We start from the raw sequence: 23,535 nt of genomic DNA on the forward strand, positions 1-23,535 counted from the left end.
GCGCGATGCTGCTCGTGGAGGACGTCTACGCGGGGTACGGACTGAGCGAGGTGCTGCTCGGGACCTCGCTCGCCGTGAAGCCGGGGACGGTGGTGGCCCTCATCGGCGCGAACGGCGCGGGGAAGACCACGACGATGCGCGCCATCTCGGGGCTCCTCCGGCCGGCGCGGGGTCGCGTGCTCCTCGACGGGAACCCCGTCCAGGGCCTCGCGGCGTCGCGGATCGCGCGGCTCGGGCTCGCGCACGCGCCGGAGGGGCGCAAGGTGTTCGGCACGCTCTGCGTGGAGGACAACCTGCTCCTCGGCGCGTACGGGCGGCTGCCGCGCTTCTTCGGGTTCCGCGGCCGCGCGGCGTCGGATCTCGAGCGCGTGTACGCGCTCTTCCCGCGCCTGCGCGAGCGGCGCAGGCAGCTCGCCGGAACCCTCTCCGGCGGCGAGCAGCAGATGCTCGCCATCGGCCGGGCTCTGATGGCGCGGCCCAAGCTGATGCTGCTCGACGAGCCCTCGATGGGCCTCGCGCCGGTCATCGTGCAGGAGGTCTTCCGCACGATCCGCCAGCTCAAGGCGGAGGGCATGACCATGCTGCTCGTCGAGCAGTTCGCGAAGACCGCGCTCGAGGTGGCCGACTACGCCTACGTGATGGAGCGCGGGCGCATCGCCATCGAGGGCACTCCCGCCGAGCTTCGCCGGGACGAGCGGCTGCTCGCGGCGTACCTCGGCTGAGCGGGGAGAGCGGGGCGCCTCAGTCCCCGGAGACGAGCCGCGCGAGCTCGCGCTCGAGCAGGTCGGGGCGGAACGGCTTCGCGAACGTCCGGTCCGCGTCGAGCACCGGCTCGTCCTCGAGGTAGGCGCTCGCGACGATGACGCGGCGGCCCTGGTGCTTCGGCTTCGAGCGGAGCCAGTCCAGGAAGGCCCGGCCGTCCATCCGGGGCATCGTCAGGTCGAGCAGGATCACGTCCGGCTCGAGGCCCGCCTCGAGCAGGTCGACCGCGTCCCGCCCGTCGGCCGCCTCGACCACGTGGTAGCCCTTGCCCTCGAGCCAGCGCGCGATGAGCTCGCGCAGCTCGTGCTCGTCCTCCACGACGAGCACGCTCGCGCGGGGGTCGAGGCGCGGCTCGCGCTCCTGCACCTCGGCGGTCCCGGTGCCGGCGCTGCCGGCCCCCGGCTGAGCTTCCTGGATCACGATTCGTCGCCCCCTTCGCCGAACCGTGGCGACTCGACGCGCGTGGCGCAAGGGAGGCGGCCGTCGAGCCGGGCGCCTGCCCGGTCGCCGCGGATGCTCCACCGTCGCCTGCGCTCGTCGAGCCTATACCCGCGCCGTTCGAGCCCGAGCGCAGGCGCCTCGGCGCCGTTCCGGCATCGGGCCGCGCCTCTGCCGCACGCGCGGCGTTCCGCCGCACGCCGAGCGGAAGTTGACGGTGAGCAAACGCGTTCGGGGTAGGCGCCGGTCGGGTCACGTACGGTATAGGCCGGACACCGACCGTGAACGTCGGCGGGCACCGCAGGGTGCGGTGCGTGAGAGGGATCTCGACAATGAACACTCGATGGGTGGTCTTCCTCGCGGCGCTGGCGCTCGCCGGCACCGCCTCCGCGTCCCCGGGCGACTTCATCGCCCAGATCGGCACCCCGGGCTCGGGCGCGGGTCAGCTCGACGCGCCTTGGGGCACGGCGGTCGACGGGTCCGGCAACGTCTACGTCACCGACACCGCCAACGCGCGCGTCCAGGTCTTCTCGCGCGCCGGCGCGTTCCTGCGCTCCTGGGGCAGCCTCGGCAGCGGGAACGGGCAGCTCGACGGCCCGACCGGCATCGCCGTCTGCGAGCCGAACGTCTACGTCGCCGATACGAACAACAACCGTGTCCAGCTGTTCGACACGGCCGGGAACCTCGTCGCCGTGTACGGGGGCATGAATGCTCCCCACGGCCTCGCCTGCGACGACATGTTCCTGTACGTCGCGGACACCGGCAATCACCGCGTCGCGGTCATCATGCTCCAGGACTACGGCCAGGACTGGCCGGCCGTCCCGAACGGCGGCCACGGCTCCGGGCCGGGCCAGTACGACTCCCCGACCGACGTCGCGCTCGGCGCCGACGGCTCGGTCTATGTCGCGGACACCGGGAACGACCGGATCGTCGCCTCCAGGAACGGCGTCTTCGACTTCGGTGCGACGGGCGTCGCCGAGGGCCAGCTCAGCAGGCCCACGGGCGTGGAGGTGGACGCCGGCGGCAACGTCTACGTGGTGGACAGCGGCAACGCCCGCGTGCAGGTCTTCACCCCCTCCGGCGCCTTCGTCGCCGCGTTCGGCACGCCGGGGATCGACGCCGGCCAGCTCGCGTCGCCCGCCGGCATTGCGTTTGACCAGGGCGGAGCCCGCGTCGTCGTCGCCGACTCCGGCAACGACCGGCTGCAGAGCTTCCAGGCGATGACCTCGGACCTCGCGGTGACCGCGATCGCTGCCCCTCCGGCCGCGAGCACCCTCCAGCAGCTCTCCTTCACGGCGACCGTGCGGAACCTCGGCCCCGGTTCGCAGGGGTACGTCTGGGTCTACGGCTACCTCTCGACGGACCCGTACTACTCGGCGAACGACGTCCAGGTCTGCTACACCGCGATCGCGACGCTCGCGCCCGGCTCCGAGCAGCCGGCGACGGCGACCTGCACGGTGCCCGCCAACGCGGCCACCGTCTCCGGCCCGGCGTACCTCGTGGTCCGGGCCACCTCGCCAAGCGTGGGCGATCCGGATCTGGCGAACAACGTGGGCGCCGCCGCCATCCAGGTGAACGGCCCCGATCTCGCCGTGGCGTCGGTCGCGGCGCCGTCCTCGATCGGCACGCTCCAGCCCTTGACGGTCAGCGCCACGGTCGTGAACCGGGGGCTCGGGAACGCGAACGGGTCCGTCCTCACGTTCTCCCTCGTCTCGAGCACCACCGGCGCCCTCGTGGCCTCGCTCGGCAACGTCGCGGTCGGCGCGCTCCCGGCCGGCGGCCAGCAGACGGTGACCGCCACCTACACCCTCGGCTCCAACCTCGCGGCCGGGTCGGCCGTCGTGCGGGCCACCGCAGACGTGTACCAGGGCGTTCCCGAGAGCGACGAGTCCAACAACGTGACCGACTCCCAGCCGCTCACCGTCTACCTGCCGGACCTGGCGTGGGTGGCCACGTCGTTCCCTGCCTCGGCCGCGCAGGGCGAGACGGTCCCCATGACCGTCACCCTCGTGAACCAGGGGGGCGGCGACTCGAAGGCGTCCGGCGTGAGCATCGTGCTGACGCGCGACGGGAGCGTCTGCACTCGCCGCACGTCGTGCGACGAGTCGGACGACGACTGGTGGCTCGGCAACCTCTCCGTGCCGGGCCTCGCCGCCGGCGCGCAGGTCACGCTCACCATCCCCGTGGCCATCCCGTCGAACTTCGATCCGCTCTCGTGGCCCGTGATCGGCCTCATCGACTGGGACAACCGGGTCCCGGAGTCGAACAACGCCAACAACATCATCACGCTCGGGGCCATCTCCATCCTCCCCGCCGCGACGACGATCATCGTCGGCGTGGACATCAAGCCGGGCAGCTCCCCGAACAGCATCAACCTCGGCTCGAACGGCGTCGTGCCGGTCGCGATCCTGAGCAGCCCGACCTTCGACGCGACCACGGTGGACCCTCTCACGGTGACGCTCGCGAGCTCGCCGATCGTGCTCCGCGGGAACGGGACGCCCTCGGCGTCGGCGGAGGACGTGAACGGTGACGGGCTCAAGGACCTCGTCGTGCAGGTCGCCACCGAGGCGCTCCAGCTGACGACGGCGTCCACGTCCGCGGTGCTCCAGGGGCGCACCTACACGGGCCAGGCGATCGCAGGCAACGACGACGTGAACATCGTGCCGTAGCGCGAACGAGGGCGCGCAGGCCGGCTCGCGGCGACGTGGGCCGGCCTGCGGTTCTCACCCCGATCTCTCGAGCTCTGGCACCGCGCGCCGCGGCGGGAGCCCCTCGAGGCAGCGATCGAGCCGCTCGGTGTCGCGCCGCGGCCGATCCGCGGCGCCGGCCGCGAGGTCGGGCGCGTCCCTCGCGTCGAGCGCCACCCGATCCGCTGCGGTAGGAGCACGCGAGCGGGCAGGCCCCCGGAGCCCAAGGGGGCACGCCGAACATGCTCGCCAGGTTCGTGTAACCAGACGTCCCGTCGTTATGCGTCCAGCTCATCGCCGTCAGGGCGGCGGTCCCCGCCGCGGAGCGCGGCGACAAGGAGCACGGCATGGACGAGGCAGGCACCCGCATCGACGAGGTCGCGGACGGCATCTACCGGATCAGCACCCCCCTGGCGGCCGTCCCGGGCGGCTTCACCTTCAACCAGTACCTCGTCGTGGACGACGAGCCGCTCCTGTTCCACACCGGCCTGCGCCGGATCTTCCCCTCCGTTCGCGACGCGATCGCCCGGGTGATGCCGGTCGAGAAGCTGCGCTGGGTCGCGTTCTCGCACCTGGAGCAGGACGAGTGCGGCGCCCTGAACGAGTTCCTCGCCGCGGCGCCGAGAGCGGAGGCCGCCTGCAGCCGGATCGGCGCGATGACCTCGGTGGGCGACCTCGCGATCCGCCCGCCGCGGCCGCTCGCGGACGGCGAGCGCCTCTCGCTCGGTCGTCACGAGGTGGTCTGGCACGACGCACCGCACGTGCCGCACGGCTGGGACTGCGGGTTCCTGTCGGAGGCGACCACGCGGACGCTCCTGTGCGGCGACCTCTTCACCCAGCCCGGCGCGAGCCATTCGCCGCTCACGGAGTCCGACATCCTCGGGCCCTCCGAGGCCATGCGCGGCTTGCTCGACTATTACGCCCACGCCCCCGCGACGCGCGCCACGCTCGAGAAGCTCGCGGCGACCGGGCCGCGCACGCTCGCGTGCATGCACGGAGCCGCCTGGCACGGCGACGGCGCGACGCTCCTCGCCGCGCTCGCGGACGCGCTCGAGCGGCGGGCGTGACCGTCGCCCCCGGGTTCAGTCCGGGAGCGGCGCGCCGGCCCAGACCTCCCGCACCGATCGGCTGGATCGCGGACTCCGGCGGGCGGCCGACGCCGGCGCGCGCTGGCGCCGCCTCCTGCTCGCAAGACCCGTCCGAGGCTCTCCGAGCCTGCCCGCCGTCGCCCCGCTACATCTCCGGGATGCCTCAGCAGCTCACCGGACCGGTCGCCGACGCCAGGCGTCGAACGCTCGAGCTCGCGTCGGCGCTGTCGGAGGGACAACTCCTCGGCCCGCAGCTCGCGATCGTGAACCCGCCCCTGTGGGAGCTCGGGCACGTGGCCTGGTTCCAGGAGCGCTGGGTCCTGCGCCACGCGGCCGGGCTGGCGCCGCTCCGCACCGACGGCGACGCCCTCTATGACTCGTCTGCCGTCCCGCACGACACGCGCTGGGACCTCCCGCTCCCCGGCTTCGCCGAGACCACGGCCTACCTGCGGGACGTGGAGACGCGCGTCGCCGCGCTCTCCGCGCGCGGCGAGGCGGATCCGTACTTCGTCGCGCTGAGCGTCTTCCACGAGGACATGCACTTCGAGGCGATGGCCTTCACGCGGCAGACGCTCGGGTACGCGCAGCCGCCGCTCTCCGACGAGGTGCCCGCGGAACCGCCGGACGCCGGCGACCTGCCCGGCGACGCCGCCGTGGCGGGCGGCGCGTTCCGGCTCGGCGCCGAGCGTGGGGAGCGCTTCGTGTTCGACAACGAGAAGTGGGCCCACCCGGTCGAGCTCGCGCCGTTCCGGATCTCCCGGGCACCCGTCACGCAGGCCCGCTTCGCGGACTTCGTCCTGGACGGCGGCTACGGCCGGCGTGACCTCTGGAGCGAGGCGGGCTGGCGCTGGCGCGCCGCGAACGGGGTCGCGGGGCCGGCCTACTGGGACCGCCGCGACGGGCAGTTCTTCCGTCGGGACTTCGATCGCTGGGTTCCGCTGGAGCCGCATCGACCGATGGTGAACGTAGCCTGGTTCGAGGCCGAGGCGTGGTGCCGCTGGGCGGGGCGGCGGCTCCCGAGCGAGGCGGAGTGGGAGGCGGCGGCCGCGGGCGAGCCGGGACCCGGCGGGCGGCTCTCGCCGGGGAAGCGGCGCTTTCCCTGGGGCGAGGCTCCGCCCGATCCCGGTCGCGCGCACCTCGGCGCGCGCCGGCTCCACGCCCTGGACGTCGGGGCGCTCCCCGCGGGCGACAGCGCCTTCGGCTGCCGGCAGCTCGTCGGGAACGTCTGGGAGTGGACCGCGAGCGACTTCCTTCCCTACCCTGGCTTCGCGCCGGACCCGTACCGCGAGTACTCGCAGCCCTGGTTCGGCACGCACAAGGTGCTGCGCGGTGGCAGCTTCGCGACCCCGGCGCGCCTGATCTCGACCACCTTCCGCAACTTCTACACGCCCGACCGACGCGACCTCTGGGCCGGATTCCGAACGTGCGCCGCCTGAGCATCCTCCTCGTCACCCCCGCCCCGCGCGGATCGCACAAGGGCAACCGCGTGACCGCGCTCCGCTGGGCCGGGCAGCTCCGCGCGCTCGGCCACCACGTCCGGCTCGAGGAGGCCTGGGCGGGCCAGCGCTGCGATCTCCTCGTCGCGCTCCACGCCACGAAGAGCCACCCGTCCGTCGTGCGCTACCGCGAGGCGCGCCCCGACGCGCCGCTCGTCGTCGGGCTCGCGGGGACCGACCTCTACCAGGACCTGCCCGCCTCGCCTCTGGCCCGCCGCTCGCTCGAGCTCGCGACGCGCCTCACCGTCCTCCAGCCGCTCGGGATCGAGGCGCTCCCGCCCGAGGTCCGGCTCAAGGCGCGGACGATCTTCCAGTCGGCCCACCCCGCGCGACCGGAACCCCCGCCGCCCGGGGTGTTCCGGGTCTGCCTGCTCGCGCACATCCGCGCGGTGAAGGACGCGTTCCTGGCCGCGGACGCCGTGCGGCGCCTCCCGGCCCGCTCGCGCGTCGAGCTCGTCCACCTCGGCGCCGCGCTCGACCCCGGCGCGGAGGCGCGCGCTCGCCGCGAGACGGCCGAGAACGGCCGCTACCGCTGGCTCGGCGAGCGCCGCCGCTCCGAAGCGCTCGCCACGCTCGCGGGCAGCGCGCTGCTCGTCGTGACCTCGCGGCTGGAGGGCGGCTCGAACGCCGTCTCCGAGGCCCTCGCGTCGCGCGTGCCGGTGCTGTCGACGCGCATCGCCGGGTCGATGGGCGTGCTCGGTCCCGACTACCCGGGCTTCTTCCCGGTCGGCGACGCCGGCGCCCTCGCGGAGACGCTCCTCCGCGCGGAGGAGGACGCCGCGCTCCTGACCGCGCTCCGGGCCGGCGTCGAGCGCGCGCGCCCGCTCGTCGAGCCCGCCCGCGAGCGGGCCGCGTGGCGCGAGCTGCTCGCCGAGCTCTGGTGACGCCCGGCCGTCGGCGGGGAGCGCGCGAGGCGGCGCGGGGAGCGACTCACGCGGGTCGAACGTGGTTCACGACCAGCGCGCGAGCCAGTCGCGCTCCCACGCCTCCTTGGCGCGGTGGGCGACTGCGCCGGGCGGCTGCAGCGTGACGGCCGGAGCGGGCTCGGCGAAGAAGTCGCCCTTCCCGAACGCGGCGAGCCCGTCGCCGGTCTCCACCCAGCACTCGCCGATCGCCGCGTACGGCCCGGCGTCGCCCTGGCCGGTGATCTCGCGCGCGATGATCCGCGCGACGACCTCCGCCTCGCCGCTCGCGAACGTGCCGGCCTTCGGCAGCGGCTTGCCCAGCGAGAGCGGTATGCCGGTGACGTCCCCCACCGCCCAGACCCGCTCGAAGCGGGTCCGCAGCGTCGCGCGGTCGACCGGGATCCACCCGCTCTCGCCGGTGAGGCCGGCCTCCCGGACGACGCGCGGCGCGCGGTGCGGCGCGACATAGGCGAGCAGGTCGTAGCCCGCCGTCGTCCCGTCCTGGAACTCGAGCTGGCGGGCGGCGGGGTCGGCGCGGACGACCTGGTGCGCCGGGTGGTAGGCGATGCCCTTCGCTCCGAGCAGGTCGCGCACGGCCGCCGACACCGCCGGGCCGGCGACCCCCATCGGCGCGGGCTCCGCCGCGAAGAGCTCGAGGGTGGTCGCGTCGCGCACGCCGCGCCGGCGCAGGTGCCACTCGACGAGCATCGCCGCCTCGTACGGCGCCGCCGGGCACTTGTACGCGGGCGCAGCGGTGAGGACCACGAAGCGGCCCCGGGTGAACCGCTCGAGCGCGTCGCGGAGCGAGACCGCCCCCTCGAGCTCGTAGAGCGAATGACCCGACGCCGCGAGCCCCGGCACGCCGGACGCGTCGAGCTCCGCCCCGAGCGCGACGACGAGGTGATCCGCGGCGAGCTCGCGGCCGGCGACCGTGACCTGGCGTCGCGAGGAATCGATCCGCTCGATCTCGCCACGGACGACCTCGACCCCGCGCGCCGACAGCGTGGCGATCCGCCGGGTCACCTCCGCGGGCCGCCTCTCGCCGACGGCGATCCACAGGAGGGACGCGCCCAGGACGAAGTCCTCCGAGCGCTCGACGAGGGTGATGGAATGCTCGGGCGGGAGCAGGCGCCGCAGCTCCGTCGCAGCCACGTTTCCACCGACACCCCCGCCGAGGACCAGGACGCTCGCGCTCATGGCGATCTCCCTCGGGTCGGCGGCTCAGCCCGCCGGGCTCGGCGACGGTGACTCGCGCTCGGCCCCGGACGCGGAGGGCATGAGGTCGTAGTCGGGCGGGAACACCAGGTCGCCGCTCTCGATGTAGGCGCAGATCTCGGCGCGCTCGAGGCGCGGCTCTCCGTACATGGAGATGGCCGTCCGCCAGGCATCGGAGCGCAGGAACGCCTCGGCATCATCCTGCGTCTCCCACACGTAGTTGCCGCCGTACTCGCTCCGCTCGGGCGCGAAGATGAACGCCTTCGCGCGGAGCCCCGGCATCGTCCGGTAGAGATCGAACGCGCGCCGGATCGCGATCTGCCGGAGCCGCTCCCAGTCCGTGTCCGCTGGCAGGGTGAAGCGTATCGTCGTCGCGAACATCGCTCGCTCCTCCTCGCGAACTCTCCTAGCCGCGCGGAGGCCCGCGGGCACTGCTGGCGAGACCCTGTCTCCACGCGACCAACCTCCGCGCCGCGCCCGCCTGGCTCGCCGGCCTGTGATCGGCCTGCCCTGCGGCCCCCGTCCCCGTAGGGGCTCGTCTCACAGGACCCCCCTCACTCGCCGATGCGCCCAGGTGCTACCGTCCGTTGAACGGCCATGGCGAGGCATGCGCACTCTGCAGCGCCTTCGGCGCTGATCGACCCGGCGGAGCGATCCCTGCGGTCCGACGCGCCGGCGCCGGGCGCGGGAGAGCCGCCGGAGATCCCCGCGGACGAGAAGTCGACCTGGAGCTCGCGCGCGATCCGCTACGCGCTCGCGGTGGGCTGCGCCGCGAGCTTGCTCGCCGCGAGCGGAGCCCTCGAAGATCTCCTCCACGGCTTCGTCTTCTCCCTCCCCGTCGCGGGCGTCGCGCTGGTCGTGTACACCCTCGGGGCCGGCCCGGGGATCGCGTTCAGCGCGATCGTGGGACTCGGGTTCTGGAGGTACTTCCAGGAGCCCTTTCGCTCGCACCAGGAGGTGGCGCGGCTCGCCGCGTTCGCCGTAGCGTCGCTCGCGATCGTCGCCGCCATCGGGCTGCTCCAGCGGTCGCAGCGGCGGCTGCGGTCCGAGAAGGCCCGGGTGAGCCGCGCCGAGCAGGAGCTCCGACGCAGCAACGCGCTCCTGCGGGAGACGGACCGCCGCAAGGACGAGTTCCTCGGGGTCCTCTCTCACGAGCTGCGCAACCCGCTCGCGCCGATCCGCAACGCGCTATCGCTGCTCGATCGCGTGGAGCCGGGCGGTGACGACGCCGCCCGCGCGAAGGCGATCATCGACCGCCAGGTCGTGCACCTGACGCGCATCGTCGACGACCTGCTCGACGTGACCCGCATCTCGCGCGGGAAGATCCGCCTGAAGCGCTCGCGCGTCGAGCTCGCCGACCTGCTCCGCCGCACCGTGGAGGACCACCGGACGCTGTTCGCCTCGCGCGACATCGCCGTCGAGGTCCGTCTCGGCGAGGTCCCGGCCTGGCTCGACGCAGACGCGACCCGCCTCGCGCAGGTGATCGGGAACCTGCTCCAGAACGCGGCGAAGTTCACGGATCGCGGCGGCCACGTCGAGGTCACGCTGGAGCGGCAAGCCGGCGAGGGGGTCGTACGGGTCCGGGACGACGGCGCGGGCATCCCCGCCGAGATGCTCGGCCGCGTGTTCGAGCCGTTCACGCAGGCCGACGACAGCCTGCACCGGTCGCGGGGTGGGCTCGGCCTGGGGCTCTCCCTCGTGAAGGGGCTCGTCACGCTGCACGGCGGGTCCGTCGAGGCGCGCAGCGGCGGCGCCGGCCGGGGAGCGGAGCTCGTCGTCCACCTGCCGCTCGCGCCGGAGAGCCCTCTCCTGCGCGCCGAGACGCCCGTTCCGGTGACCCCGGGGGGCCCCCTGCGCGTGCTCGTCATCGAGGACAACGTCGACGCGGCGGAGACGCTCCGCGAGCTGCTGCTCATGTGGGGGCACGACGTGACGGTGGCCCACGACGGAGCCGCCGGCGTGGAGCGGGCCCGCGCCCTGCGCCCCGAGGTCGTGCTCTGCGACATCGGCCTGCCGGTGATGAATGGGTACGAGGTCGCGCGCGCTCTCCGCGCGGACCCGGCGCTCTCCTCGACCTTCCTGGTCGCGGTGACCGGCTACGCCCTGCCCGAGGATCGGCGGCTCGCGGCGGAGGCGGGCTTCAGCCGTCACCTCGCGAAGCCCGTCTCGCTCGAGACGCTCGAGCAGCTGCTCGCGACCGCCCCGCGGGCCGGGCGCGCGTAGCCAGAGCGAAGGTCGCGCGGCAGCGCGCCTCACCCGCAACGGCCGCCCCACGAGGCTTGCTCGCGTACCCATTCGACAATGCGTCAATGACGCCCATCGCGTTCACGCGGCGTGCGTCTCCGGAACGAGCGGACGCACCGCTGGCGACGGAGGGGAACATGAGCCTGACCCTGCTCGCAATCCTCGTGGTCGTCGTCCTGACCCTCGGCTACACGCTCTACGGCAAGCTCATCGCGAGGCAGTACGCGCTCGACGACGGCGCCAAGACGCCCGCGGTGCAGGTGAACGACGGGGTCGACTTCGTCCCCACCCGCCGCTTCTTCCTGCTCGGGCAGCACTTCAGCGCGATCGCGGCGGCCGGACCGATCGCCGGCCCGATCATCGCCTGCCAGCTCTTCGGCTGGGGGCCGTCGCTCCTCTGGATCGCGCTCGGGGTGGTGTTCATCGGCGCGGTCCACGACTTCTCCGCGCTCGTCGCGAGCGTCCGCCACCGCGCGCGCTCCGTCGCCGAGATCGTGAAGGAGAACCTCGGCGGGCGCGCCTGGCTCGCGATGCTCGTGTTCATCTGGATCGCGCTCGTCTACCTCATCATCGCCTTCGCCGACATCACCGCGGCGACGTTCGTGGGGAAGACGCAGGAGCTCGAGGGCAGCTTCGCGTTCAACCCGGGCGGCGCCGTCGCGGCCGCGTCCACGATGTACCTCCTGCTCGCGGTCGTGATGGGGCTCGTGCAGCGCAAGTGGGACCCGCCGCTCTGGCTCATGACGATCGTCTTCGTGCCGGCGACGCTCGGGGTGGTCTGGCTCGGGACGCGGGTCTCCACGGTCCTCCTGTTCTCGCAGACGACGTGGGCCGTCGTCATCATGGCCTACTGCTTCCTCGCCTCGGTCCTCCCGGTCTGGACGCTCCTCCAGCCGCGCGGCTATCTCGGCGGGTTCGTCCTGTACCTCGCCCTCGCGATCGGCCTCGTCGGCATCCTCTTCGGCGGGTTCGACGTCAGGCAGCCCATCGTGACGGCCGCGCCGCTGGCGGGCCTCTCCGGGTCGATGTTCCCGTTCCTCTTCGTCACCATCGCGTGCGGCGCGTGCTCCGGGTTCCACGGCCTCGTCTGCTCGGGCACCACCTCGAAGCAGATCGCGAAGGAGAGCGACTGCAAGCCCGTCGGCTACGGCGGGATGCTGCTCGAGGGCCTCGTCGCGGTGATCGCGCTCGCGACGATCATGATCGTGGCGCCGGAGGTCTCGAAGGGTGCCGCGCCCGGCCGCGTGTACGGAGACGGCATCGCGCGCTTCCTCACGGTGATCATCGGCAAGGGCGCGTTCCTGTTCGCGGCCACCTTCGGGGCGATGGCCTTCTCGACGTTCGTCTTCGACACCCTCGACGTCGCGACGCGCCTCGGCCGGCTCATCCTGCAGGAGCTCGCCGGCAGGCACGGCCGCACGGCGGCGCTCGTCGGCACCGCGGTGACGGCGGCGGTCCCGGCGGTGATCCTCGTCGCGGCCGGGCCCGGCGGCTACCGGACGTTCTGGACGCTGTTCGGCACGTCCAACCAGCTCCTCGCCGCGCTCACGCTGCTCGCGGTCACGGTCTGGCTCGAGCGGTCGGGCAAGCGGTACTGGTTCACGCTCGCGCCGATGCTCTTCCTCATGGTGATCACGCTGTGGTCCCTCCTCGGGCAGACGCTCCAGTTCACGCGCGCGGTGCTCGCGCCGAAGCCCGGCGTGCCGGTGCTCCCGCAGGTCGCCAACGCCGTCGTGGGCGTGCTCCTCTTCGGCCTGACCGCGTTCCTGGTCTACGAGGCGAGCCGGGTGGTGTCGCGGCCGCGCCCGACCGCGCCGGCGAAGGCGGGGGGCGTGCGCGCGGCGTGACCGGCGGGTCAGCGCGGCGGGGCTCGCGGAGCCCGGTTCGCCTTCCAGGCGATCCAGGTGAGCACCGCCGCGACGACCGGCGCGAGGAGCACCACCGCGGTCATCGCGAACAGCGTCAGCACCGCCATGGAGGCGACGAGGGCGGGTACACCCACGACGCCGGCCACGATCGCCGCAGCCTTCACGGCGTCGCCGCGGGTCGCCCACGCCGGCGCCGAGCCCGGCGAGGGCCCCCCGGGGAGCGAGAGCTCGAGGGCTTGCGCTGCCGTCAGAAGGACGGGCTCGTTCGCGTTCATCGCGGCCTCCAGGCCAGGCGCGGCGACGACGCTGGATCGTTACTCACCGCCGTCCGGCTCGGTGAGCCCCGCGCAGGCGACTACGGAAGGGCCTCGGCTAGGGGCGCGCCGGCGGGTTGCGGCGCGCCCACGCCTCGAAGCGGCCGGCAGCGCCGCTCAGGTTCCGCGACGCCGTCGCCCACGAGAACGCCCGGACGATGCGCAGGTCGCGCAGCGGCAGGACGCGGAGCGTCCCGGCGGCGACCTCGAGCTGCACGCTCCAGCGCGAGACGAACGCGACGCCGAGCCCGGCGACGGCCGCCATCTTCATGGATTGGTTCGAGCCGAACAGGAGCTCCGAGCGGCGCACCAGCCGCGAGCCCAGCACGCCCGTCAGGGCCTCCTCGACGACGGCGCGGGTGTTGGATCCCGGCTCGCGCAGGAGGAGCGGGACCTTCGCGAGGTCCGCGGCGCGCGAGATGCCGCAGAGGTCGCGCGCGGCGCTGGCCGCAACCGCCACGAGCTCGTCCTCCAGGTAGCGCTCGAGGTGGACGCGCGGCGAGCGCTGGCGCCCCTCCACGATCCCGAGCGGCACCCTCCCCTCGGCGACCCACTCGAGCACGCGCGCCGTGTTGCTCACCTGCACCCGGAACGGCACCCGGCCGTGGATGGCGCGGAACCCGGCCACGAGCGGGGGCACGACGTACGCCGCGGTCGTCATGCTCGCTCCGATCACCACCTCCTCGCCGACGGCGGTCTCCCCCTGGAACTCGGTCTCCACGGCCCCGAGGACCTCGTGCACCTGCTTCGCCGCCTCGAGGAGCCGCAGGCCCCAGTCGGTGGGCGTCACGCCCTTCGAAGACCGGAGCAGCAGGGCGCGCCCGCACTCCTCCTCGAGCGCGCGGATCTGCGCGGTCACCGCGGGCTGCGAGAGGTGGAGGAGCTTCGCCGCCGCGGAGATCTTCCGCGTCTGCGCGACGACGCGGAACGTCTCGAGCTTCCGGGGATCGAGCCTGCTCATGCGCGGAGCATATCAGGCGGCCTCGGCCCGCAGGGGCGGTCCATCAGCCCGGGTTATGGCTCATCCGTTCTTGCGACGACGCGCCCGCTGCCGGCGCGGCCATGATGCGGACGTGGCGCGCCGGGCCCCTCCTCCCCCGGCCGCGCCCGCGGAGGAAATCCAGTCATGGCCTGCATCGAGAATCGAGTCGTTCGCGCCGTCGTCTCCCTCGACGAGTCCGCCACCTTCCGGGAGGCCGCGCACCTCATGGCCGAGCGCGGCATCGGCTCCGTCGGCGTCCGCCGCGGCGCGAAGCTCGTCGGCCTCGTCACCGAGCGCGACCTCGTCGCCGCGATGGGGGGCGGCGCCCACGCCTGCCACGCGACGCTCGGCCAGATCATGCGGACCGACGCGCCGTCCGTCTCGCCCCAGGCGACCGACCGCGAGTGCGCCCTGCTCATGCGGACCGGCCACACCCGCCACCTCGCCGTGAAGGAGGGCGGCGAGATCGTGGGCGTCATCTCCATGCTCGACCTCGTCGACCTCGTGGTCGAGGACAAGCAGTGGAGCATCGATCAGCTCGAGAGCTACATCCGCGGCGGCCGCGCCGGTCAGCTCTCCCAGCCGATCATGACGCTGTTCAGCCACGGCCGAGCTGCCTGACGCGGAGCCCGGTTGATCTGGGCGCGTCACGAGGCGCGCGATGGCGTCGGCGAGCCGGGCACACGACGACCGAGCAGCGCAGGCGGGCCTGGAAGGCCCGTCGAGCAGCGCAGGGAGGAGTCTGCCCGGCGCAGCCAGCCAGCGTGCGCCGCAGTAGCGATCCAGATCGACTGGTCTCCGCCTTAGCCGTCCCGGCGCGTCTCGCGGGCGTCTCCGTCGGAGCCGCGCCGGTCCTCGCCCGCCCGGGCGGGCGGGGCGCCCGACGCGCCGCGCGCGTTCCGGACGGCGCGGCCGAGCGCGTCGCCGAGCGCAGGGACGCGCGTCGCTCCGAACACGAGGAGGGTCACGAAGAGGACGAGGAGGAGCTCGGTCATCGGCATCCGGCGCGGTGGCGTCCGCGAGCGGAGTAGGATAGCCGCGCGCCCGCCGCGACGCCAGGCGCGAAGGGGAGCGCGACCATGCCGGGAGGAACGATCGAGGCGCCGCGGGCCGACGGTCGGCCGCTCGTGCTCGGGCACCGCGGCGCGAGCGCGGACGCGCCCGAGAACACGCTCGCCGCCTTCCGCCTCGCGCTCGAGCAGGGCGCGGACGGCGTCGAGCTGGACGTCTGGCGCTGCGGCACCGGCGAGGTCGTCGTGTTCCACGACGAGGACGCGGCCCGCCTCTCCGGGGTCCGGCTCGCCATCCCCGACGCGCCCTTCGCCGCGCTCCGGGCGCTCGACGTGGGCGTGCACCGCGGCGAGCGCTTCCGCGGCGAGCGCATCCCGCGGCTCGAGGAGGTCCTCGAGGCGCTCCCCGGCGCGGTCGTGAACGTCGAGCTCAAGTCGCGCAGACGCCGCGCCGACCTCGGCCTCGCCGCCGCGGTCGCGGGCGTCCTCCGCGGCGCGCGCGCCGGCCGTCGCGCCATCGTCTCCTCCTTCGACCACAGGCTCCTCGTCGCCTTCCGCGTCGCCGCCCCCGAGATCCCGGTGGGCCTCCTCGTCGAGGCCGAGCAGCCGCGGCCCATCCTCACCGCGCTCGCGACTCGCCTCGTGCGGCCCGCCGCGATCCATCCCGAGCGGCTGCTCGTCACCCCCGCCCGCGCGCGCGCCTGGGCGGCGCGCGGCCTCGCCGTGAACGTCTGGACGGTGGACGATCCGGACGAGGCGCGCCGGCTCGCGGCGCTCGGCGCGACCGGGATCATCACGAATGTGCCGGGGCGGATCCGGGCGGCGCTCGGGGCGCCTCCGGCGTGAGGGGGTCGGGGGTCGGGGTTGGGTCGGGTCGGGGTCGGGGTCGGGGTCGTTCTGGCCGGCATCGCCACGGCCGAGGGCACGGTGGCGCGCCGCCAGGGCGGGACCTCGCGGTCCTCGGCGGGCACGATGGACGGGGTTCACTTACTGAGACCGGTTCCGTCCGCAGACCCCGCCGGCAACGCGGGGCCGTGCGAGCGGGGTTGCGCATGGGCGAGGGTGACGCGGCCGACCGCGTTGCATTGCGGTCCGTGGGTCGGGCGGTGCCTACCGCGTCCAGTGCCCGCCTGCGGGCGCGAGGTCCCGCCACGTAGGGCGGCGCGCTGCGGGCGGGGAGGGTGAAGGGGCTCGGGGCGCCGGTCGTCGCGGGTGAGGTCGGGTCGAGGTCGAGGTCGAGGTCGAGGTCGAGGTCGAGGTCGAGGTCGGGGTCGAGGTCGAGGTCGAGGTCGAGGTCGGGGTCGGAGTCGAGGTCGAGGTCGGGGTCGGGGTCGGGGTCGGGGTCGAGGTCGAGGTCGGGGTCGGGGTCGGAGTCGAGGTCGGAGTCGAGGTCCGAGTCGAGGTCCGAGTCGAGGTCCGAGTCGAGGTCCGAGTCGAGGTCCGAGTCGAGGTCCGAGTCGAGGTCGAGGTCGAGGTCGTCCCTCGACTCCGCGCCTCAGCTACCGCGAGGCGCTACGCTCCGGCCGAGCGGCCTCGGTTCAGAACTCCCAGCCCGCCTTGATCGCCCCGCCCCACGTCGAGGCGAGCCGGTAGTCCGGGTACTCGTTGGCGGCGGGGTTCGCCTTCCCTTCCTTCGTCGCGCCGCCGAAGTAGGTCACCTCTCCGGAGAGCGAGATCACGTGGGCGGTGAAGCGCAGGCCCGCGGTCGTCCGGTAGAGGCCGGCGCCCAGCCTGGGGAACGCGGCCTGTGTCGAGCGCAGGTCGACGGGGTCGGTGGCGGTGGTGCCGCCGGCGCGGCGCGGGCCGAAGTCCATGGTCTCGGACGAAGCCCGCACGTAGGTGAACCGCGCGGCGAGGTACGGCGTGAAGCTCGTCACCCCGTTCACGCCGAAGCGCTTCGAGACCATGAGGTCGAGGTCGGTCGCGCCGAGGTTCCAGTCGCGCTGGCCGAAGAGCTGCGTATGGGCGACGCGCAGGGCGAGATCGGGCAGAACGCGGAAGCCCTCGTTGAGCGCCCACTTCCCCTCGATCTGCGCGCCGAAGTACGAGGACTGGGACAGGTAGATCATCCGGCCGCCGACCTCGAAGCTGAACGGCAGCGACTTGCGGACGTGCACCGAGGGCAGGAAGAGCTCGTGCGGCGTCATCGAGCGGGTCTGCCACGGCCCGCGCGGCTCGAACGCGGGCGACGACGGGAAGGTCGTTCCGCCGACGGTGCCGGGATGGACCGCGACGTAGGCCGCCTCGAGGTCCACGTCGAAGCCGGCGTAGCCGGTCGTGGAGGCGGGCGTGAGGATCGCGGACGAGAGCGCGAGCGCGGTCTCGGTGGAGAGGATGGCGAAGCGGGTCTTCGCCTCGCTGGCGAGGAGCGCCGCGTCCGAGTCGGAGAGCGTGAACGGCGTGTCCTGCACCTCGCCGAGCCGCTTCCAGACGTCGGCGCTCGGCGCCCCGAGCCGGGCGAGATCGAGGTCGAGCGGCTCCCCCGCGAGGGCGGAGCCCGGGCGCAGCGACAGGACGGCGGCGACGGCGATGGGCGCCAGCAGACGACGCATGGATCCTCCAAGGGGCGCCTCGTCCGGACGGGCTCCGGCCGGGCGAGCGGCGACGACGTTACAGCCGGGATCCTGATGGGTCAATTCGGGGAGAATCGCCCCGCCGCCTCGCGCCGCCCCGTCCCGGATCTCCTCGCTCGGGTGCGCCTCGTGCCCACCACGGACGGTGCAACCTTGCGTAATTCGGGCCGAGGGGGGCGCCGACCCCGCCCGGCACGCGCCGTGCTCTTCTCCGCGCGCACCGGGCCCACCCCAACCCTTTCCGGCGCCCGGAGGAGACTCACATGCGTAAGATGATCGGCACCCTCGCGGCCCTCGCCGTCCTCGCCGCCGCCGCCCCCGCGTTCGCGCAGGAGACGAAGCCGGAGGCCCCGGCCCCGGCCGCCGCGACGGAGACGAAGACGGAGGCCACGCCGGCCGCGAAGCCGGCGAAGAAGAAGCACACGGCGAAGAAGCACACCGCGAAGAAGACGGCCGCGAAGCCCGAGGCCGCCCCGGCGCCCGCGTCGAAGTAACGGCACGGTACCCGGCACCGGCGGCTCACCCCCGCCGCCGGCGCCGGGTTCCCCGGGCGCGTGAGCAGGAACGATCATGTCCCTCCGTGCCCGCATCATCCTGCTCTTCGCCGCGACGCTGGTCCTGACCCTCGCCGTCGCGTCGTACCTCGGCGAGCGCGTCGCGACCCGCGCCATCGAGGCCTCGCTGCGCGAGCGCAGCGTCGACCTCGCGAAGGCGGTCGCCGAGGAGCTGGACCTCTCCCCCAGCACCGACATCGAGACGGCCGCCGACGCGCTCGCGGAGCAGCTCCGGCCGCGCCGCATCGTGCGCTTCGCCGAGCTCGCCATCCGGCGCAAGGGCGAGGTGCGCGTCGCGCGCGTGACCTTCGGCCCCGAGGGCGCCGAGATCGAGGCCGAGACCCGCGCCGCGCGGGCGTTCCCGGTCGAGACGTCGGTGTCGCTCGTCGACGACGGCGAGTCGCGCGGCTGGCGGGTGGATCTGCCTCTCCACGAGGGGCGCACGACGTTCGGCGCGCTGCGGATCGAGACGACGCTCTCCGAGGTCGAGGAGATCGCGAGCACCGAGCGCCGCGTGTTCTTCCTCGTCGCGGGCGTGGGCGCCGCGGTCCTCGCCGTCGCCTTCACGTTCCTCCTCGGCCGCATGCTCGTGCGGCCGCTGTCGCAGCTCGCGGTCGCGATCGAGCGCGTCCAGTCGGGCGCGATCGACGCGGAGAGCGTGCCGGGCGCGGAGCGCACCGACGAGATCGGCGTGCTCGCCCGCGGCCTCCGCGCCATGCTGCAGCGGGTGCGCCGCTTCAACGCCGACCTCGCCGCGATGGTCGCCGACGCGACGGCCGACCTCGCCCGCAAGAACCGGGAGCTCGCCGAGCTGAACCGGCTGCTCTTCGAGGCGCGCCGCGACCTCACCTCCAAGGAGCGCCTCGCCGCGCTCGGCCAGCTCTCCGGCACGATCGCCCACGAGCTCGGGAACCCGCTCAACACCATCAGCGGGCACGTGCAGCTCCTCGCGCGCGATCCGGCCTGCCCGCCGGACACCCGCGCCGGGCTCGACGTCGTGGAGGGCGAGGTGAAGCGGATGACCGCCATCATCCGCCGCTTCCTCGACTCGGCCCGCGGGCTCAAGCCCGAGGCGGCGCCGGTGGACCTCGCCGCGCTCGTCGACGAGGCGCTCACCCTCAACGTGCCGGCGGCCGACCGCACGCGCCTCGAGCTCGTGCGCGAGGTGCCTCACGACCTCGCCCAGGTGCGCCTCGATCCCGCGCTGGTCGGCCACGTCCTCGGGAACCTCGTCTCGAACGCGGTGGAGGCGATGCCCGGCGGCGGCCAGCTCGCGGTGCGCGCCGCCCGGCGCGGCGGCCTCCTCGGGCTCTCGGTGAGCGACACGGGGGCGGGGCTCCGCCCGGACGAGCGCAAGCGGATCTTCGAGCCGTTCTACACGACGAAGCCCGCCGGCAAGGGCACCGGCCTCGGGCTCGCCATCTCGCGCGAGATCGCGGCGGCGCTGCGCGGGCGCATCGAGGTGGAGAGCACGCCCGGCGCGGGCGCGACGTTCACGCTGTGGATCCCGGCCCCGACGGCGGAGAGGGCGGGGGAGGAGGAGGGCGATGGCGCGCTTCAGGATCCTGGTCGTCGATGACGATCGCGCGAGCCGCGAGCTCCTCGCGCGGATCCTCGTCGCGCGCGGCCACGACGTGCTCGCGCTCCCGGACGGGAAGGACGCGCTGGCGGCGCTCGAGCGCGGCCCGGTGGACCTCGTCGTCTCCGACATCCGCATGGCGGACGTCGACGGCCTGCAGCTCACCGACCGCATGCGCGAGGCCGCGCCGGACACCCCCGTCGTGCTGGTGACCGCGTTCGGCAACGTGGAGGGCGCGGTGGAGGCGATCCGCCGCGGCGCCTTCGACTACATCTCGAAGCCGTATGACGTCGACGCGATCGCGGTCGTGGTCGAGCGAGCGCTCCGGCAGCGCACGCTCGTCCTCGAGAACCGGGCGCTGCGCGGGCAGGTCCGCGAGCGCTACCGGCTCGAGGACGTCGTGGGGCGGAGCGAGGCGATGCTGGAGGTCTACAAGACCGCCGCGCGCGTCGCCCCGAGCCCGGCCACCGTGCTCATCCTCGGCGAGAGCGGGACCGGGAAGGAGCTCGTGGCGCGCGCGATCCACGCCGCCTCGCCCCGCGCCTCGGGGCCGTTCGTGCCGGTGGACTGCGGCGCGATCGCGGAGGGGGTGCTCGAGTCAGAGCTCTTCGGCCACGCCCGCGGCGCGTTCACGGGCGCGCAGGCGAGCCGGCGCGGGCTCTTCGAGGAGGCCCACGGCGGCACCCTGTTCCTGGACGAGATCGGCGACGTGGGGCCCGCGCTGCAGGCGCGCCTGCTGCGCGCGCTGCAGGAGGGCGAGATCCGCCGGGTGGGCGCGAACGAGCCCGTGCAGGTGGACGTGCGCGTCGTCGCGGCGACGAACAAGGACCTCCCAGCGGCGGTGCAGGCCGGGCGGTTCCGCGAGGATCTCTACTACCGCCTCAACGTGGTGACGCTCCGCATCCCGCCGCTCCGCGAGCGGCGGGAGGACATCCCGCTGCTCGTCGAGCACTTCGCCGCGAAGCACGGCCACCCGCAGGCGGTGGTCACCCCCGCCGCGCGCGACCTGCTCGTCGCCTGGCGCTGGCCCGGGAACGTCCGCGAGCTCGAGAACGTCGTCGCGCGCGCCCTCGCCTTGAACCCGACAGGCGTCATCGAGCCGGACGCGCTCCCCGAGCCGATCCGCGGGCCAGCCGCGGCGCCCATCCCCGCCGTCGCCGCTGGGGAGCGCCCCACGCTCGCCGAGCTCGAGCGCCGCTACGCCGCGCAGGTGCTCGCCGAGCAGGGCGGGAACAAGACGCGCGCCGCCGAGGTGCTCGGCATCGACCGCAAGACGCTCTACCGGATCCTGGGCGAGGAGCGGGAGGAGTCGAAGGCGTAGTCGGCGAGCGGAGCCCGCCGGGGGCGCGCGCCGACCCCGCGGCGAAATGTCCGCGCTCCCGAGCGGGACGCGCGCGCGCGCGCGGGGCCACTACATCAGGGGCCCGTGAACGACCTCCTCGCCGCACGCTGGCTGTTCGGGACCTCGCTCGTCTTCCACATCGTCTTCGCCGCCGTGGGCGTCGCCATGCCGCTCTTCATGGTGCTCGCCGAGTGGCGCTTCCGGCGGACCGGTGCGCCGGCCTACCTCGAGCTCGCGAAGCGCTGGGCCAAGGGGACCTCGATCCTCTTCGCCGTCGGCGCGGTCTCCGGGACGGTGATCTCGTTCGAGCTCGGGCTCCTCTGGCCGCGCTTCATGGAGTTCGCAGGCCCCATCATCGGCATGCCCTTCTCGCTCGAGGGCTTCGCGTTCTTCGCGGAGGCGATCTTCCTCGGCATCTACCTGTACGGCTGGGGAAGGGTCGGCCCGCGGCTCCACCTCGCGAGCGGGGTCGTCGTGGCGGTGAGCGGCGCCGCCTCGGCGTTCTTCGTCACGCTCGCGAACGCCTGGATGAACGTGCCGGCGGGGTTCGCGGTGCTCCACGGCGCGGCCTCGGAGGTGCGGCCGCTGGTGGCGATGTTCCCTCCGGGCTGGGCACACGAGGTGGTGCACGTGCTGCTCTCCTCCTACGTCGCGACCGGGTTCGCGGTGGCGGGGATCCACGCGTTCTTCCTCCTGCGCGAGCCGGGGAACCCGTTTCACCGCGGCGCGCTCCGCATCGCCCTCGGCGTCGGCGCGGTCGCGGCGCTCCTCCAGCCGCTCTCGGGCGACTTCTCCGCGCGGCAGGTGGCGGCGACGCAGCCCGTGAAGCTCGCCGCGCTCGAGGGGCAGTTCCGGACCGAGCGCGGCGCGCCGCTCCGGATCGGCGGGCTGCCCGACGTGGAGGCGCGGGAGACGCGCCTCGCCCTCGAGATCCCCTACGGCCTGTCGCTGCTGGCCTTCCACGACCCGCGGGCGGAGGTGCGCGGCCTCGAGGCGTTCCCCCGCGAGAACTGGCCGAACGTGCGGAACGTCCACCTCGCCTTCCAGGTCATGGTCGGGCTCGGCAGCGCGCTCGCGCTCGTCGCGCTCGCGTACCTGTACCATCGGCTCCGCGGGAAGCCCCTGCCGCGCCTCCTCCTGAAGGCGGTGCTCGTCACCTCGCCCTTCGGCTTCCTCGCCCTCGAGGCGGGCTGGCTCGTCACCGAGTGGGGCCGGCAGCCGTTCACCATCCGCGACGTCATGCGGACCGCCGACGCGGTGACTCCCGTCGGCAACATCGCCGTCCCGTTCGTGCTGTTCACGATCCTGTACCTCTTCCTCGCCGTGATGGTGATCGTCCTCCTCCGGCGCCAGATCGCGAAGAGCCCGCCCGCGTCCGAGGTCGGGGCGCCCGCGCGGGTGGGGGGCGCCCTGTGACCGCCGCGGACCTCCTCGCCGGCGCGATGCTCGCCGCGCTCGTGCTCTACGCGCTCCTCGGCGGCGCGGACTTCGGCGGCGGGATCTGGGATCTCCTGGCGACCGGCCCGCGCAAGCGGGCGCAGCGCGACCTCGTCGAGCACGCGATCGGGCCGATCTGGGAGGCGAACCACGTCTGGCTCATCCTCGTCATCGTCCTCCTCTTCACCGCCTTCCCGAGGGCGTTCGCGGCGATCTCGATCACGCTCTTCGTGCCGCTCGTGCTGCTCCTGTTCGGCATCGTGCTCCGCGGGGCGGCCTTCACCTTCCGCACCTTCGACACGCCCGAGGACCGCGTCCAGGTGCGCTGGGGGCTCGTCTTCTCCGCGTCCTCCGTGCTCGCGCCGGTCGTGCTCGGGGTGGTCGTCGGCGCCATCGCCTCCGGCCGGCTCGCCGGGCCGCCTGAGGGGGTCGACCCGCTCGCCTGGCTCTCACCGTTCCCGCTCGCGGTGGGCTTCTTCGCGGCGGCGCTCTTCGCGTTCCTCGCCGCGACCTACCTCGCGGTCGAGGCGAAGGACGCCTTGAGGGAGGACTTCCGGCGCCGCGCGCTCGGGGCGGGCGCGGCCGTGTTCCTCGCCGCCGCGCTCGCGGGCGTCCTCTCCTGGTACGACGCGCCGCTCGTCTTCGCCGGGCTCACCCGGCGCGGCTTCTCGCTCCCGCTCCACGCCGCCACCGCGGTCGCTGCGGTGACCGCGTTCGTCGGGCTCTTCCGGCGCCGCTACCGGCTCGCGCGGGCGGCGGCCGCGGCGCAGGTCGCGCTCATCGTCCTCGGCTGGGGCGCCTCGCAGTACCCGTACCTCGTGGTCCCGGGCCTCACGCTCGAGAGCGCGAGCGCGCCGCGCGCGACGCTGGTCGCCGTGCTGTGGGCGCTCGCGGCGGGCGCCCTCTTCCTCTTCCCCGCCCTGTACCTGCTCTTCCGCGTGTTCAAGGGCGAGCGGCCGTTCTCGGTCGTTGACCGTCCCTCGACCCAGCTCCGCCGCTGACCCTGGCGCGCTCGAGAGGACCGGCCGCGCATCCCGGCGC

Annotated in this window: 21 protein-coding genes; 14 read left to right on the forward strand and 7 right to left on the reverse strand. The window is 74.1% G+C overall.

Annotated features, from left to right (window positions below; genetic code table 11):
* Positions 1–5: 5 nt before the first annotated feature.
* Entirely contained in the window at positions 6–722 is a 717-nt protein-coding gene (locus MNY62_RS01520; protein ID WP_242342359.1) for an ABC transporter ATP-binding protein, read from the forward strand.
* Between the two features lie 19 nt (positions 723–741).
* On the opposite strand, the gene MNY62_RS01525 is transcribed toward MNY62_RS01520, so the two are convergent.
* Entirely contained in the window at positions 742–1,182 is a 441-nt protein-coding gene (locus MNY62_RS01525) for a response regulator (RefSeq protein WP_242342324.1), read from the reverse strand.
* 350 nt (positions 1,183–1,532) lie between these two features.
* Between MNY62_RS01525 and MNY62_RS01530 the strand changes: the two genes are divergently transcribed.
* The 4 genes from MNY62_RS01530 (at position 1,533) to senB (ending at position 7,355) form a co-directional block, all read left to right on the forward strand.
* On the forward strand, positions 1,533–3,869 hold the full coding sequence (locus tag MNY62_RS01530) for a CARDB domain-containing protein (RefSeq protein ID WP_242342325.1): 2,337 nt from the start codon (positions 1,533–1,535) through the stop codon (positions 3,867–3,869).
* 365 nt (positions 3,870–4,234) lie between these two features.
* Positions 4,235–4,954: an oxygen-binding di-iron domain-containing protein gene (locus tag MNY62_RS01535; protein ID WP_242342326.1), complete on the forward strand. Its 720-nt coding sequence runs from the start codon at positions 4,235–4,237 to the stop codon at positions 4,952–4,954.
* A 179-nt stretch (positions 4,955–5,133) separates the two neighbouring features.
* Positions 5,134–6,411 carry a selenoneine synthase SenA gene (gene senA, locus MNY62_RS01540; RefSeq protein WP_242342327.1) on the forward strand — a complete coding sequence of 426 codons (1,278 nt, stop codon included), beginning with the start codon at positions 5,134–5,136 and terminating at the stop codon, positions 6,409–6,411.
* Positions 6,399–7,355 carry a selenoneine biosynthesis selenosugar synthase SenB gene (gene senB / locus MNY62_RS01545; RefSeq protein WP_242342328.1) on the forward strand — a complete coding sequence of 319 codons (957 nt, stop codon included), beginning with the start codon at positions 6,399–6,401 and terminating at the stop codon, positions 7,353–7,355. Before senA ends, senB begins: the two co-directional genes overlap by 13 nt.
* A gap of 66 nt (positions 7,356–7,421) precedes the next feature.
* On the opposite strand, the gene MNY62_RS01550 is transcribed toward senB, so the two are convergent.
* Together MNY62_RS01550 and MNY62_RS01555 are read right to left on the reverse strand one after the other, a co-directional pair.
* Positions 7,422–8,573 (reverse strand): NAD(P)/FAD-dependent oxidoreductase, encoded by a 1,152-nt coding sequence (locus MNY62_RS01550; RefSeq protein ID WP_242342329.1) that lies wholly within the window; start codon positions 8,571–8,573, stop codon positions 7,422–7,424.
* 24 nt (positions 8,574–8,597) lie between these two features.
* Positions 8,598–8,972: a DUF4865 family protein gene (locus MNY62_RS01555; protein ID WP_242342330.1), complete on the reverse strand. Its 375-nt coding sequence runs from the start codon at positions 8,970–8,972 to the stop codon at positions 8,598–8,600.
* Between the two features lie 216 nt (positions 8,973–9,188).
* Here MNY62_RS01555 and MNY62_RS01560 point away from each other — a divergent pair, with 216 nt between their 5' ends.
* Positions 9,189–10,814 carry an ATP-binding protein gene (locus MNY62_RS01560; RefSeq protein WP_242342331.1) on the forward strand — a complete coding sequence of 542 codons (1,626 nt, stop codon included), beginning with the start codon at positions 9,189–9,191 and terminating at the stop codon, positions 10,812–10,814.
* A 158-nt stretch (positions 10,815–10,972) separates the two neighbouring features.
* Positions 10,973–12,682: a carbon starvation CstA family protein gene (locus tag MNY62_RS01565; protein WP_242342332.1), complete on the forward strand. Its 1,710-nt coding sequence runs from the start codon at positions 10,973–10,975 to the stop codon at positions 12,680–12,682.
* Between the two features lie 8 nt (positions 12,683–12,690).
* Here the strand turns inward: MNY62_RS01565 and MNY62_RS01570 are convergent, their stop codons facing one another.
* Complete coding sequence (locus tag MNY62_RS01570; protein ID WP_242342333.1) at positions 12,691–12,978, reverse strand: hypothetical protein; 288 nt, start codon at positions 12,976–12,978, stop codon at positions 12,691–12,693.
* Between the two features lie 97 nt (positions 12,979–13,075).
* Positions 13,076–13,978: a LysR family transcriptional regulator gene (locus tag MNY62_RS01575; protein ID WP_242342334.1), complete on the reverse strand. Its 903-nt coding sequence runs from the start codon at positions 13,976–13,978 to the stop codon at positions 13,076–13,078.
* 165 nt (positions 13,979–14,143) lie between these two features.
* On the opposite strand from MNY62_RS01575, the gene MNY62_RS01580 reads away from it, so the two are divergent.
* Positions 14,144–14,620, forward strand: coding sequence for a CBS domain-containing protein (locus MNY62_RS01580; RefSeq protein ID WP_242342335.1), 477 nt, complete (start codon positions 14,144–14,146; stop codon positions 14,618–14,620).
* Between the two features lie 182 nt (positions 14,621–14,802).
* On the opposite strand, the gene MNY62_RS01585 is transcribed toward MNY62_RS01580, so the two are convergent.
* Complete coding sequence (locus MNY62_RS01585) at positions 14,803–14,994, reverse strand: twin-arginine translocase TatA/TatE family subunit (RefSeq protein ID WP_242342336.1); 192 nt, start codon at positions 14,992–14,994, stop codon at positions 14,803–14,805.
* A gap of 84 nt (positions 14,995–15,078) precedes the next feature.
* Here MNY62_RS01585 and MNY62_RS01590 point away from each other — a divergent pair, with 84 nt between their 5' ends.
* Entirely contained in the window at positions 15,079–15,855 is a 777-nt protein-coding gene (locus MNY62_RS01590) for a glycerophosphodiester phosphodiesterase (RefSeq protein ID WP_242342337.1), read from the forward strand.
* A 692-nt stretch (positions 15,856–16,547) separates the two neighbouring features.
* Here the strand turns inward: MNY62_RS01590 and MNY62_RS01595 are convergent.
* A complete protein-coding gene (locus tag MNY62_RS01595; RefSeq protein WP_242342338.1) occupies positions 16,548–17,561 on the reverse strand; it encodes a hypothetical protein in 1,014 nt (337 codons plus the stop codon).
* Positions 17,562–17,845: 284 nt separating this feature from the next.
* On the opposite strand from MNY62_RS01595, the gene MNY62_RS01600 reads away from it, so the two are divergent.
* The 5 genes from MNY62_RS01600 (at position 17,846) to MNY62_RS01620 (ending at position 23,495) form a co-directional block, all read left to right on the forward strand.
* Positions 17,846–18,076: a hypothetical protein gene (locus tag MNY62_RS01600; RefSeq protein WP_242342339.1), complete on the forward strand. Its 231-nt coding sequence runs from the start codon at positions 17,846–17,848 to the stop codon at positions 18,074–18,076.
* Positions 18,077–18,152: 76 nt separating this feature from the next.
* On the forward strand, positions 18,153–19,715 hold the full coding sequence (locus MNY62_RS01605; protein ID WP_242342340.1) for a sensor histidine kinase: 1,563 nt from the start codon (positions 18,153–18,155) through the stop codon (positions 19,713–19,715).
* Positions 19,684–21,036 carry a sigma-54-dependent transcriptional regulator gene (locus MNY62_RS01610; RefSeq protein WP_242342341.1) on the forward strand — a complete coding sequence of 451 codons (1,353 nt, stop codon included), beginning with the start codon at positions 19,684–19,686 and terminating at the stop codon, positions 21,034–21,036. The genes MNY62_RS01605 and MNY62_RS01610 overlap by 32 nt, the downstream gene beginning before the upstream one ends.
* 105 nt (positions 21,037–21,141) lie before the next feature.
* A complete protein-coding gene (locus tag MNY62_RS01615; protein ID WP_242342342.1) occupies positions 21,142–22,473 on the forward strand; it encodes a cytochrome ubiquinol oxidase subunit I in 1,332 nt (443 codons plus the stop codon).
* On the forward strand, positions 22,470–23,495 hold the full coding sequence (locus MNY62_RS01620; RefSeq protein WP_242342343.1) for a cytochrome d ubiquinol oxidase subunit II: 1,026 nt from the start codon (positions 22,470–22,472) through the stop codon (positions 23,493–23,495). Before MNY62_RS01615 ends, MNY62_RS01620 begins: the two co-directional genes overlap by 4 nt.
* Positions 23,496–23,535 lie beyond the last annotated feature (40 nt).

Origin of the sequence: Anaeromyxobacter terrae (genome assembly GCF_022690685.1) — a bacterium.
Classification (GTDB): Bacteria; Myxococcota; Myxococcia; order Myxococcales; family Anaeromyxobacteraceae; genus Anaeromyxobacter; species Anaeromyxobacter terrae.

Excerpts from the sequence above, each read along its gene's own strand:
- MNY62_RS01520 (WP_242342359.1), top strand. The coding sequence starts at position 6 with ATGCTGCTCGTGGAGGACGTCTACGCGGGGTACGGACTGAGCGAGGTG.
- MNY62_RS01530 (WP_242342325.1), top strand. The coding sequence starts at position 1,533 with ATGAACACTCGATGGGTGGTCTTCCTCGCGGCGCTGGCGCTCGCCGGC.
- MNY62_RS01535 (WP_242342326.1), top strand. The coding sequence starts at position 4,235 with ATGGACGAGGCAGGCACCCGCATCGACGAGGTCGCGGACGGCATCTAC.
- senA (WP_242342327.1), top strand. The coding sequence starts at position 5,134 with ATGCCTCAGCAGCTCACCGGACCGGTCGCCGACGCCAGGCGTCGAACG.
- MNY62_RS01550 (WP_242342329.1), bottom strand. The coding sequence starts at position 8,573 with ATGAGCGCGAGCGTCCTGGTCCTCGGCGGGGGTGTCGGTGGAAACGTG.
- MNY62_RS01555 (WP_242342330.1), bottom strand. The coding sequence starts at position 8,972 with ATGTTCGCGACGACGATACGCTTCACCCTGCCAGCGGACACGGACTGG.
- MNY62_RS01560 (WP_242342331.1), top strand. The coding sequence starts at position 9,189 with ATGGCGAGGCATGCGCACTCTGCAGCGCCTTCGGCGCTGATCGACCCG.
- MNY62_RS01565 (WP_242342332.1), top strand. The coding sequence starts at position 10,973 with ATGAGCCTGACCCTGCTCGCAATCCTCGTGGTCGTCGTCCTGACCCTC.
- MNY62_RS01570 (WP_242342333.1), bottom strand. The coding sequence starts at position 12,978 with ATGAACGCGAACGAGCCCGTCCTTCTGACGGCAGCGCAAGCCCTCGAG.
- MNY62_RS01575 (WP_242342334.1), bottom strand. The coding sequence starts at position 13,978 with ATGAGCAGGCTCGATCCCCGGAAGCTCGAGACGTTCCGCGTCGTCGCG.
- MNY62_RS01580 (WP_242342335.1), top strand. The coding sequence starts at position 14,144 with ATGGCCTGCATCGAGAATCGAGTCGTTCGCGCCGTCGTCTCCCTCGAC.
- MNY62_RS01585 (WP_242342336.1), bottom strand. The coding sequence starts at position 14,994 with ATGACCGAGCTCCTCCTCGTCCTCTTCGTGACCCTCCTCGTGTTCGGA.
- MNY62_RS01590 (WP_242342337.1), top strand. The coding sequence starts at position 15,079 with ATGCCGGGAGGAACGATCGAGGCGCCGCGGGCCGACGGTCGGCCGCTC.
- MNY62_RS01595 (WP_242342338.1), bottom strand. The coding sequence starts at position 17,561 with ATGCGTCGTCTGCTGGCGCCCATCGCCGTCGCCGCCGTCCTGTCGCTG.
- MNY62_RS01600 (WP_242342339.1), top strand. The coding sequence starts at position 17,846 with ATGCGTAAGATGATCGGCACCCTCGCGGCCCTCGCCGTCCTCGCCGCC.
- MNY62_RS01605 (WP_242342340.1), top strand. The coding sequence starts at position 18,153 with ATGTCCCTCCGTGCCCGCATCATCCTGCTCTTCGCCGCGACGCTGGTC.
- MNY62_RS01610 (WP_242342341.1), top strand. The coding sequence starts at position 19,684 with ATGGCGCGCTTCAGGATCCTGGTCGTCGATGACGATCGCGCGAGCCGC.